17 protein-coding genes are annotated in these 16,019 nt (G+C 36.3%); 14 read left to right on the forward strand and 3 right to left on the reverse strand.

Going from position 1 to position 16,019, the window contains the following annotated elements; genetic code table 11:
- Nucleotides 1-29: 29 nt before the first annotated feature.
- On the reverse strand, nucleotides 30-1,034 hold the full coding sequence (gene lpxK, locus LB465_RS07850; protein WP_224468973.1) for a tetraacyldisaccharide 4'-kinase: 1,005 nt from the start codon (nucleotides 1,032-1,034) through the stop codon (nucleotides 30-32).
- A gap of 104 nt (nucleotides 1,035-1,138) precedes the next feature.
- On the opposite strand from lpxK, the gene LB465_RS07855 reads away from it, so the two are divergent.
- A complete protein-coding gene (locus LB465_RS07855) occupies nucleotides 1,139-2,233 on the forward strand; it encodes a Nif3-like dinuclear metal center hexameric protein (protein ID WP_224468975.1) in 1,095 nt (364 codons plus the stop codon).
- 2 nt (nucleotides 2,234-2,235) lie between these two features.
- Complete coding sequence (locus LB465_RS07860; protein WP_224468977.1) at nucleotides 2,236-3,015, forward strand: zinc ribbon domain-containing protein; 780 nt, start codon at nucleotides 2,236-2,238, stop codon at nucleotides 3,013-3,015.
- A 147-nt stretch (nucleotides 3,016-3,162) separates the two neighbouring features.
- Here the strand turns inward: LB465_RS07860 and LB465_RS07865 are convergent, their stop codons facing one another.
- Complete coding sequence (locus LB465_RS07865) at nucleotides 3,163-3,801, reverse strand: hypothetical protein (RefSeq protein ID WP_224468979.1); 639 nt, start codon at nucleotides 3,799-3,801, stop codon at nucleotides 3,163-3,165.
- A gap of 392 nt (nucleotides 3,802-4,193) precedes the next feature.
- Between LB465_RS07865 and LB465_RS07870 the strand changes: the two genes are divergently transcribed.
- From LB465_RS07870 to LB465_RS07880, 3 genes are all read left to right on the forward strand, one after another.
- Nucleotides 4,194-4,802: a hypothetical protein gene (locus tag LB465_RS07870; protein ID WP_224468981.1), complete on the forward strand. Its 609-nt coding sequence runs from the start codon at nucleotides 4,194-4,196 to the stop codon at nucleotides 4,800-4,802.
- 4 nt (nucleotides 4,803-4,806) lie between these two features.
- Nucleotides 4,807-5,469, forward strand: coding sequence for a peptide-methionine (S)-S-oxide reductase MsrA (gene msrA, locus LB465_RS07875; protein WP_224468983.1), 663 nt, complete (start codon nucleotides 4,807-4,809; stop codon nucleotides 5,467-5,469).
- Nucleotides 5,470-5,671: 202 nt separating this feature from the next.
- Complete coding sequence (locus LB465_RS07880; RefSeq protein ID WP_224468985.1) at nucleotides 5,672-7,159, forward strand: potassium/proton antiporter; 1,488 nt, start codon at nucleotides 5,672-5,674, stop codon at nucleotides 7,157-7,159.
- Here the strand turns inward: LB465_RS07880 and LB465_RS07885 are convergent.
- Nucleotides 7,151-8,512, reverse strand: coding sequence for an FAD-dependent oxidoreductase (locus LB465_RS07885; RefSeq protein WP_224468988.1), 1,362 nt, complete (start codon nucleotides 8,510-8,512; stop codon nucleotides 7,151-7,153). The two genes, LB465_RS07880 and LB465_RS07885, sit on opposite strands and share 9 nt — an antisense overlap.
- A 279-nt stretch (nucleotides 8,513-8,791) precedes the next feature.
- Between LB465_RS07885 and LB465_RS07890 the strand changes: the two genes are divergently transcribed.
- The 9 genes from LB465_RS07890 (at nucleotide 8,792) to LB465_RS07930 (ending at nucleotide 15,947) form a co-directional block, all read left to right on the forward strand.
- A complete protein-coding gene (locus tag LB465_RS07890; RefSeq protein WP_224468991.1) occupies nucleotides 8,792-9,913 on the forward strand; it encodes an alkene reductase in 1,122 nt (373 codons plus the stop codon).
- 96 nt (nucleotides 9,914-10,009) lie between these two features.
- Nucleotides 10,010-10,255, forward strand: a complete 246-nt coding sequence (locus tag LB465_RS07895; protein ID WP_224468993.1) for a hypothetical protein — start codon at nucleotides 10,010-10,012, stop codon at nucleotides 10,253-10,255.
- 109 nt (nucleotides 10,256-10,364) lie between these two features.
- A complete protein-coding gene (locus LB465_RS07900) occupies nucleotides 10,365-11,015 on the forward strand; it encodes a flavin reductase family protein (RefSeq protein ID WP_224468996.1) in 651 nt (216 codons plus the stop codon).
- A gap of 3 nt (nucleotides 11,016-11,018) precedes the next feature.
- On the forward strand, nucleotides 11,019-11,156 hold the full coding sequence (locus LB465_RS07905; protein ID WP_224468997.1) for a DUF2256 domain-containing protein: 138 nt from the start codon (nucleotides 11,019-11,021) through the stop codon (nucleotides 11,154-11,156).
- Nucleotides 11,156-12,451, forward strand: a complete 1,296-nt coding sequence (locus LB465_RS07910) for a DASH family cryptochrome (protein WP_224468999.1) — start codon at nucleotides 11,156-11,158, stop codon at nucleotides 12,449-12,451. The genes LB465_RS07905 and LB465_RS07910 overlap by 1 nt, the downstream gene beginning before the upstream one ends.
- Entirely contained in the window at nucleotides 12,436-13,983 is a 1,548-nt protein-coding gene (locus LB465_RS07915) for a cryptochrome/photolyase family protein (RefSeq protein ID WP_224469001.1), read from the forward strand. Before LB465_RS07910 ends, LB465_RS07915 begins: the two co-directional genes overlap by 16 nt.
- Before the next feature lie 207 nt (nucleotides 13,984-14,190).
- On the forward strand, nucleotides 14,191-14,346 hold the full coding sequence (locus tag LB465_RS07920) for a lmo0937 family membrane protein (RefSeq protein ID WP_224469004.1): 156 nt from the start codon (nucleotides 14,191-14,193) through the stop codon (nucleotides 14,344-14,346).
- Between the two features lie 130 nt (nucleotides 14,347-14,476).
- Nucleotides 14,477-15,235 carry an SDR family oxidoreductase gene (locus tag LB465_RS07925; RefSeq protein ID WP_224469006.1) on the forward strand — a complete coding sequence of 253 codons (759 nt, stop codon included), beginning with the start codon at nucleotides 14,477-14,479 and terminating at the stop codon, nucleotides 15,233-15,235.
- Between the two features lie 37 nt (nucleotides 15,236-15,272).
- Nucleotides 15,273-15,947 (forward strand): hypothetical protein, encoded by a 675-nt coding sequence (locus LB465_RS07930; RefSeq protein WP_224469008.1) that lies wholly within the window; start codon nucleotides 15,273-15,275, stop codon nucleotides 15,945-15,947.
- Nucleotides 15,948-16,019 lie beyond the last annotated feature (72 nt).

Genomic DNA, 16,019 nt, shown 5'->3' on the forward strand with positions numbered 1-16,019 from the left:
CCAAAATAAAAATGAGGTGTGAATTCACCTCATTTTTTATGCACAAAATTCAGTATCTCCTGCCTGAATTCTTCTTCTTTACATAGAAATGCAGTCTTTACCGGCAAATAAAATAACTGTTCATTTTTAAAATTCTCTCTTAGCCTAACGTAATCTTTCTCGGTAGTTAAAAGCAGTGGTTCTTTTTTTAATTGCGCCAATTCAGTTGCAGTAAAATTATGATGATCTTTAAAAGCCAAATGTTTAAAATCAAGTCCTTTTTCCTTTAAATAATTTGTAAGCGGTTTTGGATTTGCAATTCCTGTAACGAGTGTAAGTTTTTTATCTTTTAAGATGGTTAATTTCTCCTTACTGCTTTCAGAAATTATTTCTTCATCGTACTCAATGAAACTAAAATAAAGTTGTTGATAGTTCTGTAATTTAAGTTTACGCCGGATTGTTTCCATTTCTGGTTTAGTAAGTTTTGGCGGACACTTAGTCACAGTTACTATTCTTGCCCGGTCTGCACCCACCGTGGGCTCGCGCAAATACCCTGTAGGCAGCATAAAATCGTTCACATAGAGATCGCCGTAAGTGGTAAGTAAAATATTGAGCCCAGCTCTAACTTTCCTATGCTGAAAAGCATCATCCAGTAAAATTATTTCAGCATTTTCCTGCTGAAGTTTTTCAATCCCATGTTGCCTATCGGCATCTACAGCAATAAGCGCTTCTTTAAACTTTCTTTTAAATTGCAGAGGCTCATCTCCTACTTCAGCTGCGGTTTCATTTCCGCTTAATACCTTATAGCCTTTAGTAGTTCGCTTATAACCACGGCTTAGCGTTGCCACCTCAAAATCGGGTAGTAAAAGTTTCAGCAAATATTCTATCATTGGAGATTTTCCGGTTCCTCCAGTATTTAAGTTTCCAACACAAATTACAGGAAAATCATAGGTTTTAGATTTCAAAATTCCGGAGTTATAAAACAAATTCCTGCTCCACGTGATAAATCCATACAATAAAGCAAAGGGAAGTAGCATTTTTCGTAAAATCTTCATACAGGGCGGGCTATAATAATTATATTTGAAGTTGGGCTGAAATTACAACTACTACGAAATTAATAAAAAGCAACCTGCTACGTTTATAAAAACAGAAAAACAAGATGCTTGTAAAAGAAGTTATTGATATAATTGAAGAATTTGCACCTTCTGCTTACGCCGAAGACTTTGATAATGTAGGTCTTTTGGTGGGCGATAAGAACGCTACTGTAAGCGGTGCGCTTATCACTTTAGACACTTTGGAAACTGTGGTAGACGAGGCCATTGATAAAAATTGCAACCTCATTATTAGTTTCCATCCAATTATATTTTCGGGTTTAAAAAAACTTACCGGAAAAGACTATGTAGAAAGAACGGTAATTAAAGCAATTAAAAACGATATCGCCATTTATACCATTCACACCGCACTGGATAATCAATATAAAGGTGTAAACGATATGATTTGCGAAAAGATAGGCCTTAAAAACCGGCAGATATTAATTCTGCGTAAAAACAGTATAAAGAAACTTACCACTTTTGTTCCGAATAAACAGGCTGCAGAGGTTAGAAAAGCTCTTTTTGATGCCGGTGGAGGAAGCATTGGCAATTATGATAATTGCAGCTTCAATTTAAAAGGAGAAGGAAGTTTTAAACCTAATGAAGAAGCTAATCCCGTAATTGGAAAACGAGGGGAAGTTCATCTTGAAGAGGAGACCCAAATCGGACTTATTTATCCTTCTCACTTAGAAAAAAAGCTGCTTCAGGCACTTTTTAGCTCTCACCCTTACGAGGAAGTAGCGTATGAGGTAAGCGCTTTAGAGAATGAAAATCAACATTTGGGAATGGGAATGATAGGAGAATTAGAATCTCCAGAAGATGAAAAAAGCTTTTTAAAACGTATAAAAAATGTATTCAATTGTGGATGTATTAGACATTCTGAATTCCGAGGAAAACCAATTAAAAAAGTAGCAGTTCTGGGAGGTAGCGGAAGTTTTGCTATTAACCAGGCAAAAGCTGCCGGGGCCGATATTTATCTAACTGCCGACCTAAAATACCACGACTTTTATAAAGCAGATAAAGACCTCATTTTAGGCGATATTGGTCACTATGAAAGTGAGCAATACACAAAAGATTTATTACATTCTTATCTTACAAAAAAAATTAGTAATTTTGCACTTATTTTAGGAGAGACAAACACCAATCCAATCAAGTATATATAACTATGGCAAAAAAGAACGATGTTACTGTAGAAGACAAGTTAAGAGCGTTGTACGACCTTCAACTGGTTGATTCCAGAATTGACGAAATAAGGAACGTACGCGGTGAGCTTCCGCTGGAAGTGGAAGATTTGGAGGATGAAGTAGCCGGATTGAGCAAGCGTTTGGATAAAATGGATGCCGATATTGAGGTAATCGAGAACGACATAAAGAGCAAGAAGAATCTTATTGATGAGTCTAAGGTGACCATGAAGAAATATGCTGAGCAGCAAAAAAACGTGCGTAACAACCGCGAGTTTAATGCGCTTAGCAAAGAAGTTGAGTTTCAGGAATTGGAAATAGAGCTTGCCGAGAAACACATCAAAGAATACCGCGCTCAAATTGAGCAGAAAAAAGAGGTTATCGAGCAAACAAAAGGGCGTCTTGAAGAAAGGAAAAAACACCTGGAACACAAAAAAAGTGAACTTAACGAGATCCTGGCCGAAACTGAAAAAGAAGAACAGGCACTAATCAAAAAATCTGCTGAATTCGAGAAGAATATTGAAGATCGTCTTGTTAATGCATATAAAAGAATTAGAACCAATGTTAAAAACGGACTTGCTATTGTTCCCGTAGAACGTGGAGCTTCCGGAGGTTCTTACTTTACTATTCCGCCACAGGTAATTATGGAAATTGCCGGTAGAAAAAAGATCATTACCGATGAGCACAGTGGGAGGATCCTGGTAGACGAAGAACTTGCTAAAGAAGAGCAGGAAAAAATGCAAAATCTTTTCGCTAAGGTTTAAAAGCGAGCTTAAAGAATCATCTAAAAACCGTCTAAAAATTACTTTTTAGACGGTTTTTTATTTTTGAGTTATTGTCATAAAATAAAAAAGAGACTAATCTTTTGAGACAGCCTCTTCCTTTATTTTATAAATTTATTGTTTCAAATATTAGTCATGGCATTCTATAGAGCAGGCTTCAATGGCAGTGAACCATCCTTTTCCATTCGTTAATGCAACCGTAGGAACTCCATTTGTATTAGAACAAACTTCAGATGCAGCTCTACATTGTTTTACAACAGCTTGTTGAGACATTTCGATCATAGCTCCTATTACGGGAGAAGGTTCTTCTAACATAGGGTCTCCGTGCCATTTGTTTAAAGATGCATTAGCCTTGCCCGGCTTATACAGTACTGAAGAGAGAACCTCGCCAGTACTTAATTCTGCATCAAATTTTAAGAAGCCGTTTTTTAATTCTTCAAAATTTGAAAATACCATATATTCATCGGTATTGGGATTAGTTATCATTAAACCTTCAATAGCGTGCTTGTTAGTTGACGTTGCATCATATGATAATTCATTTACGAATTTGAAGTTAAAATCCCAATTGTCACTAAGAAATTTAGCGGTTTCACCGGATTTCTTAAAAATGTAGGTGGCCGATTGAATTTTAAGAACGCCGTCATTCTCTAAAGCCAATTCCTGTTCCAGCTCCTGGACAGTAGCATTTTCTTCAGATTCTGTACTGCAGGATTGCAATGTAATTGTAAATATAAAAATCCCTAAAAATAATTTCGTAATATTTTTCATTTAGATTTTGGTATAAAATTGATTAGTTTATTTTTCAGTAATAAAGAAACAAGATGTACTTGATTACTATCTTGTTTTATGTCGATTTACACTTTCGTATACCCGACTTTGGGGTTGTTTTTTTACATATAATCTTGTTTAAAGTTTTCTATTAGAGGGTCTTACTTTTGTCATTAATTATCTCGTCTAATTATTGTTTATGTAAATCTATTAAATTTTGTTAATTTTTATAAGTTTCTCTCAATAAATTAAATATTTCAATTTAAAAATCTGTTTCATTTTTCAACTAGCTCTTATATCGAAAATTTAGGTTTTTTATTGATTAACAAGCTTTTCACATTATTAATCTATTTTAGAGCTACCTTTATTTCAAATAACTAATACCCTCAATTATGAAATTTTATGCAATCTTACTTTGCTTAATTTTTATTTTGGTATCCTGCAAAAATGATGATAAAGACCAGGAAAGCGAGCCTGATTTCGAAACTGAACAAACTGAAAATAATGGCCTTTCTGAGCGCAGTGCTGAAGATTCCGCTTCAAAACCCAATTCAGACTATAATAAGACAGAAAAAGAAACTTTAGAATCTCCCAATACAGGTGCAAACGATTCGGAAAAATCTTCTTTAGCAATTACTCCCGGCACCCTCTATGTAAAAACGGATGAAAGTGATGCTAATTGTAGCTGTTATTGTTTAGAATTAGATATAAACAAGAATACTGTATTATGCCTTTCAGAAGATGAAATGTATATAAATGCCAGATTCTCAAAAACCGGAAATGAAATAGATATCTATTTCGTAAGTCCATCAAATAGAAATACCAACGAAGATCTCCCCTGGGAAGATTTTGATACCAATAATCCTATCGCTATACTGAGCCCAGGAGAAAATGGAAATATGGAGTTAGATTGGAAAGGTTTTTATATAAATGGAGAACTCGCTGTAGATTATGCTATTTATGGCAAAAAAACACTTGAAGGAACTTATAAAAAACAATAATTAAATGAAACGATTTTTCTTACCTACGTTTATATTCTTATTAATTTCCTGCGGAAATAACGCCCAGCAAAAAACAGTTACCAAACCCGAAATAGCCAATGCCGATCCTGTGGAAGTTCCCGCAGAAAACGGTTATGAAAAAGCCTATTTCGCCAGCGGATGTTTTTGGTGTGTAGAAGCTATTTACGAAAGTATAGAAGGCGTAAAAGAAGCGGTTTCCGGTTACGCGGGCGGGCATACTAAAAACCCTACATACGAATCCAGCAACACCGGAAGAACCGGTCATGCTGAAGCCGTAGAAGTTATTTACAACCCAGAAGTAGTGAGTTTTGAAACCCTGGTAGAGGTTTATTTTGGTTCTCAAGATCCTACCCAGGTAAATGGGCAGGGGCCAGATATTGGTTCTCAGTACCGTTCTATTATATTTTATCAAAATAAGGAGCAAAAAGATATCATCAATAAGGTAAAAAATGAAGTAGCAAAAAATTATGAAGAGCCTATTGCTGCCGAAATTTTACCTTTTCAAAAATTCTGGGTAGCTGAAGATTATCACCAGAATTACGAAAAGAATAATCCTAACAACCCCTATATTCAAAAGGTTTCTATTCCAAGATTGAATCGCTTCAAAGAAAAATTTCCCGAAATTCTCAAAGATAATTCACATTAATCTTTGGGTAAATTTGTTCTAACTAAACGCTTTTTAATAATAAATATATTCGGCTTTATTTAATAGGGCCGAATATGTATTTTTACAGCAGAAAATACTTTTTAGGACAGGTCGCAAAATTTAAAATCCAAAACCATTAACTTTTGGAGTCACCCTCGTAAAATTTTAAAGCTCACATATTGAGTAAAACAACAGAAAACGAATGAGCATAACAATAGAAAATATTCTTTTAATAGGCTCTCTATTGTTATTTATTAGTATTCTGGCCGGTAAAACATCTTACCGATTTGGTGTACCAACATTAATACTTTTCCTCGCGGTAGGAATCCTATCAGGCTCAGAGGGAATTGGAGGTATTTACTTCAACGACCCCCAACTTGCCCAGTTTATAGGTATTGTTGCCCTTAATTTTATCTTATTTTCCGGTGGACTTGATACGAGCTGGAAAACCATTAAACCCGTGATGTGGCAGGGAATTTCCCTTTCTATACTCGGCGTTTTATTTACTGCAGTCAGTGTTGGTGTCTTTGTTTGGTTTATTACAGATTTTACAATCTATGAAGGTTTGTTGCTCGGTGCCATTGTTTCATCTACAGATGCCGCAGCGGTGTTCTCTATTTTAAGGGCTAAGAATCTCGCGTTAAAATCTAATTTAAGGCCAACCCTGGAACTGGAGAGTGGTAGTAACGACCCTATGGCCTATTTTCTAACTATTGCCTTTTTAGGTTTAGTAGTGAATCAGGACCAAAGCATTTATAGCATAATTCCGTTGTTTCTTCAGCAAATCTTAATTGGTGCCGCTCTTGGGTTTATTTTCGGAAAATTGAGCCGACTTGTAATCAACAGGATTCATCTGGATTTTGAAGGTTTATATCCTGTACTCGCCATTGCCTTAATGTTTATAATATTTTCTGCTACTGATGCTCTTGGAGGTAACGGATTTTTAGCAGTTTACTTAAGTGCCGTCTACCTTGGAAACCACAATATTATCCACAAAAAGACCATTATGCGAATGTTTGATGGACTTGCGTGGTTAATGCAAATTGTGCTGTTCCTTACTTTAGGATTGCTGGTTTATCCGTCACATATCGTCCCGGTTATTGGCGTGGGAATTTTTATTTCCGTTTTCCTGATCTTTATAGCAAGACCACTGGGCGTATTTTTAAGCTTAATTTTCTTTAAAATGAAGATGCGCCGGCGTTGGTATATTTCCTGGGTTGGACTTCGGGGAGCTGTGCCCATTGTATTTGCCACCTATCCCCTACTTGCCGGAATTGAAAAAGCCGATATGATCTTTAATATTGTATTCTTTGTATCGTTATCTTCGGTACTAATTCAGGGAACCACATTATCTGTTGTAGCAAGATGGTTACACGTCGCCTTACCGATGCAGGCCAAACAAAAATCGCCGGTAGACGCGTTTATGGCCGATGGTGCTAAATCTTTTTTGAGGGAAATTAATATTCCGGAACAAAACCATTCGGTAGGGAAAAGAATTGTAGAATTAAAATTTCCGAAGAAAGCGATTATTGCAATGATTTCCAGGGACGATCAATTTATCACTCCAAACGGAAACACAGTTATTGAAGCCGATGATATGCTGGTAGTTTTAACCGAAGATCACAGAACAATGGAAGGTGTTTATGAAAGCCTTAATATTGAACCTGAGTTTGAAGATAAATTAGACTGAAAAAACCGGTTTATTATCCAGCAAGTTAAGAATTTTATTTTCAACTTCAGTAGAATCCCAGTTCGTTTCGATTTCCGGCATCTTCATCACCTCATCCATAATTTTTCGCTGATAATCTCCAATCGCTAAAGCTTCAGCATATGGCTTATCAGAAAAAGTTACCCTGGAATACAAAGGCACCCAGGTTTCAGGGTGTTTGTTAGAGAACCAGTTTTCAATTTTCTTCCGCAATAAAAAATCGGGATCTGCAGTTTTACTGCTCATTTCTATAAAATTCCGATAGCTAAGCTCTGCAATGGCATCGGTATTGGGTTTACGGGCATTTTGATATTCTTCAAAAATACGTTCCCAATCGTCTCCATGTTCTTCCATTTTCTGGCTCAAAACCAGAATATCTTCAAAACCGGCATTCATTCCCTGCCCATAAAATGGTACAATAGCGTGCGCCGAATCTCCAACCAAAGTCACTTTTTCCCAATAAGACCAGGGGAAACATTTAATGGTCACCATACTACTGGTAGGGTTTTTAAAGAAATCTCTTTTCAAATTTTCAATCTCGTGGCTTATATCCGGAAAGTGTTTTTGAAAAAACAAATCGGCATCTTTCTCGGTTTTTATGCTTTCAAAGGAGTTTTCACCTTCAAAAGGCATAAATAAAGTACAGGTAAAACTACCATCTAAATTAGGCATGGCAATAAGCATAAATTCCCCGCGAGGCCAAATGTGGAAAGAGGCATTATCCATTTTATGGCTACCATCTTCATTTGGGGCGATACTTAATTCTTTATAGCCTACGTTTATAAAGTGCTGCGAGTAATTAAACCTACTCTGTCTTTGCATTTTATGCCGAACTCTGGAAAATGCCCCATCGGCTCCAAAAATAAGATCGAACTGATATTCTTTCCACTCTCCTTTTTCACTCTCCCCGGTATATAATCTGGCGGCAGCCATATCTATATCCCAAACTTTTTCTTCAAACCTAAATTTTGTTCCGGCATCTTCGGCCAGGGTAATCATTCTTCGGTTTAAAACGCCACGGGAAATCGAGTAAATAGCTTCCTCATTTTTTCCGTATTTCTGATAATAAAGCGGTTTATCGTTAACGTGCATCGCTCTTTTATCTAAAGGGAGCGCTAATTTCTTTATTTCCTTTTCTATGCCAACCGCTCTTAAAGCATTCCAGCCGCGATTAGACATCGCCAGGTTTATGGAACGACCGGAAAATTCTACTTTTCTAATATCCTTTCTTCGATCAAAAACCTCAACTTGATGTCCGGCTTTTCTAAGATAAATAGCGAGTAAAGATCCAACCAATCCTGAGCCAACAATGGCGATTTTTTTAGGTGTTTGCATAAAGTGCCTGCTGTGCATCTTCTTGAAGATAGAAAAATAGCTTTGAGAAAATGCAGTTTTTAAGTTACGAAAATACTTATTTATACTGAATTTAAGCGGTTCTAAAGGGTTTAAGAAAAACCTATTTATCATTTAATTAACAGCACTTACGCATTGCTTGCCTTAAATTTAATAGAAAACTAGCTTGAACTAAGCTTTCAGGCTTATTCAAGCGAAAAAATATTTGACATCATTGGCTGAATATTCTAATTCTCATTTAGTGAATAAAAAACTTAAATTATGATTGAAAATCAAGCTTTATTAAAATCGGTTAAAATTGGTGACATGGAACTAAAAAACCGGGTAATTATGGCTCCAATGACGCGTAACCGCGCCGATAATAAAGAAAAGGCACCTACTGAGTTACACGCTGAATATTATGCACAACGCGCCGGCGCCGGACTAATAATATCTGAGGGTTCGCAAATTTCTAAAGCTGCCACGGGATATATAAATACACCGGGGATTTATACTGAAAATCAGGTTAAAGGTTGGGAAAAAGTAATTGAGGCTGTTCACAAAAACGATGGGAAAATGTTCCTGCAACTATGGCATTGCGGGCGTATTTCACATCCTAAATTTCACGATGGGGAAAAACCTTTGGCGCCAAGTGCCGTAAATCCCAATACTCAGGCATACACTTCAGATGGTTTTGAGGATACAGTAGAACCCCAGGCTATGAGCCTAACCGATATTAAACAAACAGTTCAGGACTTTAAACACGCTGCCGAAAATGCCAAGAAAGCCGGGTTTGACGGAGTTGAAATTCATTCTTCAAACGGGTATTTAATTCATCAGTTTTTCAACAAAAATGCTAACATAAGAACCGATGATTACGGTGGAAATATTCAAAATCGGGTGCGCTTCTTTTTTGAAATACTGGAAGTGATAAGTGAAGTTTGGCCGGAGAATCGTATTGGTGTAAGATTAAACCCCTCCCTGAATGATGCTTTTGGTATCACTGCTTCTGAAGAAACAATTCCCACCTTCGATCATATTATTGAAAAATTAAACGCCTACGATCTGGCTTATTTACATCTTTCCGAACCTTTTACCGATGTAAGTGAAATAGATTATCTGGAATCAAATATAGCGAAACACTACCGCCCTATTTATAAAGGAAATTTAATAATTAATGCCGGGTTTGATCAGGAATCGGGAAATAAAGTCATCAAGGAAGGAAATGCCGATATGGTTTCGTATGCTAAACTGTTTATTTCTAATCCCGATTTACCGGAGCGTTTTGCTAAAAATGCGCCGATGGCCGATTGGGATGAAGACACTTTCTATACACCCGGAGCAAAGGGTTATACCGATTATCCGCGATATGATGCTGAAAAATCTAAGATGAAAAATTCATAATTTTAGATTAAATCTCCTTAAAAGGAGGTTAATTGAACTTTTATTTTATCAGGAAAAATGTATTTTTAATGATGAACCAAAAAAAATGTAACAAATATGGATGAGTCGAAAATTGAGCAAATGAGGTCTACATTAAATAAACTGGAAGATATTAAAAATAGCCAGGAAAGTATTATCGATAAGATAAACCACGTGATTACCGATTTGTTTCAACACCCAGACAAAGAGTTGGAGAAAGCTATGAACGAAGCCCACCAAAAATCTTCAGACAATGTAGATGCGGTTCGTGAGGCTATGGAAGAATACGAAATGAGAATAAATAAACTGGAAAATCAAGGCTAATCAATTTATAAAGAAAAGCTAATGATTATACTCCTTAGGTGGCTAAAACATAAATTTGTCTGGAAAAGGCATTTTTAGTTTTAGTCACCTTTTTTATTAAACCAATTCTATGCAACATATTACTTCAGAAGAAATAGTGGATATGGAAAAGCTTTTCCGTTTAAACCTTATTAATAGTGTTACCGGCTACAAATCGGCTAATCTTATCGCTACCAAATCTGCAGAAAAAGGGGCTAACGTGGCGGTTTTTAGTTCAGTTACACATCTGGGCAGCAATCCCGCACTACTTGGTTTTATTACCCGCCCTACTAAAGAGGTACCGAGAAACACCTATAAAAATATAAAGGAAAACAAGTATTTTACGGTAAATCATATCCAGAAAGATATGATTGAAAGTGCCCACCAAACTGCAGCAAAATACGAAGAAGAAATTTCTGAATTTCAAAAGACAGGTCTGGAAGAAGAATACCTTGATAATTTTTATGCGCCTTATGTAAAACAGTCTACGGTAAAATTGGGATGCAAATTTGTAAATGAATATTTTATTAAAGAAAATGATACGGTAATGGTAATTGGTGCCATTGAACATATTTATTTCGATGAAGGCATACAGTCGCTAGATGGCTGGTTACGACTTGATGATGCGGAAACCGTGGCGATAAATGGTTTAGACGGATATGCGCTTCCAAACCTTTTAGACCGCTTTCATTACGCCAGGCCGGGACAAGAAATAAAGTCGTTTTTTAAGAAAGAAGACTAATTGATGAAAACGGTAAAAAAAGCCGATTTGCCAGAAAAGATATGTCCCGTTTGCAAAAGACCTTTTAAGTGGCGTAAAAAATGGGAGAAGTATTGGGAAGAGGTAATTTACTGTAGTGAAAAATGCAGAAGAAATAAATAATGAGTACAGGATTAGTCTGGTTTCAAAACAATTTACGCACCGAGGATAATTTACCTTTAGCACAGGCCTGTAAAGAGAACGAACAAGTAATTGCCATTTATTTTTTTGATCCCAGGCAGTTTGAAATGACTGAATTCGGGTTTAAAAAGACCGGTAAATTTCGCGCGAAGTTCCTGATAGAAACGCTAACCGAATTAAAACAAAATCTCACTGCTTTAAACATTCCGTTATTTATTGATCACGCAAAACCTGAAAAAAAATTACCGGACTTTCTTCAGCAACATTCCATTTCAACTATTTATCTTCAGAAAGAATGGACCAGCGAAGAGCAAAACTTGATCTCTAAAGTAAAAAGAAGCATTTCTAAAAATATCAAGTTTCAAACTTATTACGATCAGTTTCTATTTCATTCTGATGATATTCCTTATTCCGATTTTAGTGAAATACCGAAAGTTTTTACCAATTTCAGAAAAAAGTGTGAAGCCAAAGTTTCGGTAAGAAATTGCACACCGGCTCCAGAGCCATTAAATGAGGAAAACTTCAATCTACAAAATGAGACTGCAATTCCCAATCTGCAGCAATTGGGTTTTGAGGATTTCCGACTGGATCCACGAACTGCTTTTCCTTTTAAAGGTGGTGAAAATCAGGCTAAAAAGAGAATTCAGCAATATTTCTGGGAAACACAAAATTTAGCACAATACAAACAAACCCGAAATGGATTAATCGGTGAAGATTATAGCTCCAAACTTTCGGCCTGGCTTGCTAACGGGAGTATTTCAGCAAAACAAATCTATTGGGAAATTCAAAAATTTCAAAAAGAGATCACCAAAAACGAAGATACCTACTGGCTTATTTTTGAACTTATCTGGCGAGATTATTTTAAATTCATTTCCCTAAAACACAGGAATAAGATCTTCAAGATTGGAGGAATTTTGGATAAGGATCTGAAATGGAAAACCGACCAAGCAGCACGTGAAAAATGGATTTCCGGAAAAACCGAAGAATCTTTTGTAAACGCTAATATGAAAGAAATTGCAGCAACCGGCTTTATGAGTAATCGCGGCCGCCAAAATGTAGCCAGTTACTGGGCCAAAGAAATAAAACAGGATTGGCGGGTTGGCGCCGCTTATTTTGAAAGTTTGCTTATAGATTATGATGTGCACAGTAACTGGGGAAACTGGATGTACAACAGCGGAGTTGGCAATGATCCACGCGATAGAAAATTCAATATTAAAAGCCAGGCAGAACGCTATGATTCAAATCAAAAATTTCAGGAGTTATGGCTGAAAGAATAAAGACTTTAAGATTAATTTTAGGCGATCAACTCAATCATCAGCATAGTTGGTTTAAAGAAGAACAGGATAATCTGCTTTATGTTTTTATGGAAATGCGGCAGGAAACAGATTATGTGGTTCATCATATTCAGAAAATAACGGGATTTTTTAGCGCGATGCGGAATTTTTCTGAATATTTAAAAGAACGTGAGCAAGAAGTAATCTACCTTAAAATCAACGATAGCAGCAATAAACAAACTTTACCCGAAAACCTGAACAGCCTAATTTTTGAACATAAAATTGAGAAATTTGAATACCAACTTCCCGATGAATACCGGCTCGATGTACAGCTAAAAGATTTCTGCAAAGAATTATCTATAGCTTCTGAAGTTTATGATACTGAACATTTTCTCACTTCAAGAGATGATCTTGCCAGGTTTTACAAAGGAAAAAAGCAAATGACCATGGAGTATTTTTACCGCGATATGCGGAAGAAATATGAAGTACTTATGGTAAACAGCAAAGATCCTGAAGGTGGAAAATGGAATTTTGACAAATCCAACCGTAAGAAATGGACCGGAAATCCTGAAATTCCTCACGAACGCGGATTTAGAAAAGATGTTTCAGAAATAGTCCGGGAGATTAAAAAAGCAGAGATCAAGAGTATTGGAAACATTGACCCTGAAAAATTCAACTGGCCAACCAGCCGGGAAGATTCCCTTTCAGTTTTAAATTATTTCTGTAAAAATCTGCTTGTTCATTTTGGGGATTTTCAAGATGCGTTACACACCGATGAGGCTTATTTATTCCATTCCCGTTTATCTTTTGCATTAAATACTAAAATGCTACATCCTAAAGAGGTTATCGATTCTGTGATTAGTCATTGGAGAGAAAATCAGGATGAAATAGATCTTTCTCAGGTAGAAGGTTTTGTAAGACAAATTCTTGGTTGGCGGGAATATATGCGTGGAATTTACTGGAAAGAAATGCCCGGTTACAGGCGAACAAACAAGCTTGATAATCAGAATAAATTACCAGAATTCTACTGGAATGCCAATACCAAAATGAATTGCCTGAAGCATAGCATTCAGCAAAGCCTGGATAACGCGTATGCACACCATATTCAGCGTTTAATGATAACCGGAAATTATGCGCTACTTACTCAAACCCATCCCGATGAAGTTGATGCCTGGTACCTTGGAATTTACATCGATGCCATAGAATGGGTAGAAATAACCAATACACGCGGAATGAGTCAGTTTGCCGATGGCGGGATTGTAGCGACCAAACCCTACGTTTCCAGTGGAGCTTACATCAATAAAATGAGCAATTATTGCAAAGGCTGTGTTTATGATGTAAAGAAAAAAACCGGAGAAAATTCCTGCCCGTTTAATAGCTTATACTGGAATTTTTTAGATGATAAACGCGAATTTTTTAAAAATAATCGCAGAATGGCCATGATGCTCAATATGCTGGATAAAAAGTCTGAAAATGAACTATTTAGAATAAAAGAACGAGCAAATTCTATAATTCAGAATCCTGAAAATTTTTAACATTCGAGTTAAACACTAGTTAAAAGATATTATTCCAAATCAGTTATTCTCTAAATTCGTTTAGAACTAAGAATCAACTTTACTTAGTACAGAGTAGACAGCTAAAAATTAAAATATTATGCTCTTCACTCTTTAAAAATTGAGAGTTATTTATTAACAAGTATAAACCATTAACCAAAGTAGCTTAGCTACACAAAACCAACCAATATGAGAGATTTAATATGGCTTATCGTAGTATTATTAGTAATAGGATGGCTCATTGGATACTTTGCATTTCCAGACTTAGGAAGCATTATCCATATACTTATTGTAGTAGCAGTAATCCTAATATTGTATAAATTATTAACCGGACGCCGTCTGTAATTAATAATTTAATCGAATCAGAAAAACCCTTTGAGATCTCAAAGGGTTTTTTGATTTTGTATATAAAGCATCCTACCATTTAAAGCCTCATTTATTAAGTAAATCTTATCTTCGAATTTAAAAAACAACTATGTGGAACCTGAATGACAAATGCGCGCTGGTAACCGGTGGTACTAAAGGAATTGGGAAAGCTGCTGTTCTGGAGTTCCTAGAGCTGGGTGCTGAAGTACTTTTCACTTCAAGAACTCAAAAAGATATAGACCTTGTTTTAGAAGAACTGGAAAAATACGGTAATAAGATACACGGCCTGGTTGCCGATGTTACTATAGCAGATGACCGGCAGAAAGTTTTTAATTTCATCGAAAAAGAATGGGGAAAACTGGATATACTCGTAAATAATGCCGGTATCAATATTAGAAAAAAAGCAAACGATTATTCAGAAGAAGAATTCAGAAAAGTAATGGAAATTAATCTTAACGCTCCTTTTGAATTAAGCCGAAAACTTCACTCCCTGCTTCAAAAAAGCGGAAATGCAAAGATTGTAAATGTCGCGTCTTCCGCAGCAATGCAAGATGTTGGTACCGGCACTCCTTATGCAATGTCTAAAGCCGGTTTACTTCAGCAAACCCGAAGCTTTGCGGTAGAATGGGCCGCCGATGGTATTCGCGTGAACGCGGTTTCGCCCTGGTTTACGGTTACGCCGCTCACTAAAGGACTTTTGAATGAAAGCGAGAGAATGGACAACATTATCAAAAGGACACCTTTAAATCGTGTTGCAAAAGCCAGTGAAATGGCTGCGATTATTGCCTTCTTGGCGATGGACAAATCTTCTTACATTACAGGACAAAATATTATAGCTGATGGTGGAATGAGCATTAATGCTATATAAAAACAGTTTTTTGTATCTTTAAAGGAAAACCAACACAATGAAAAAACTACTACTTTTTACTTTTCTATTTTCAGCTTTAATTAGCTGTAAAAATAACGAAACCAAAATTGGGAAGGAAGTTGAAACTGAAGCTGAGAAAAGCATTGAGCAGCAAATCGCTGAAGCCCACGGATTAAATAATTTTGATGAAGTTGAAGAAATTCAATTTACCTTTAATGTAAGGGTTCAGGATTCAATAAGGACCAGTCGTGCCTGGACCTGGAAGCCGCAAACTGATGAGATTAGGCTAACCGAAGGCGATATTAGCCGCACGTATACCAGAACCGATAGTATTGCAGAAGAACACAAAGACATAGACCAGAAGTTTATTAACGATTCCTATTGGTTCTTGTTTCCATTCCAGATGGCATGGAGTGATGCTGAGATTTCTGAAGAAAAAACCGGAAAAGCACCAATCAGTAAGGAAGAGATGAATTATCTGGAAGTTTCTTATAAAGATGAGGGCGGTTATACTCCCGGTGACACCTATGTGGTTTATTATAAAGACGATTATTTATTAGAGGAATGGATCTATAAATCGGCTGATGGCCAGCGGGAAATGCCTACTACCTGGGAAGATTTTGAAGATTTTCAGGGCTTAAAAATTTCAAAATCACATAAATCTCCAGATGGAAGTTTTGAGTTATTCTTTACTGATATTGAAGTGAAATAAAACTAAATTTAGAAATTAAAAAAGCCACGAATTCACTAATTATTAGTGAATTCGTGGCTTTTTTAATTCTAA

Origin of the sequence: Salegentibacter lacus (assembly GCF_020164555.1) — a bacterium.
Lineage (GTDB): Bacteria > Bacteroidota > Bacteroidia > Flavobacteriales > Flavobacteriaceae > Salegentibacter > Salegentibacter lacus.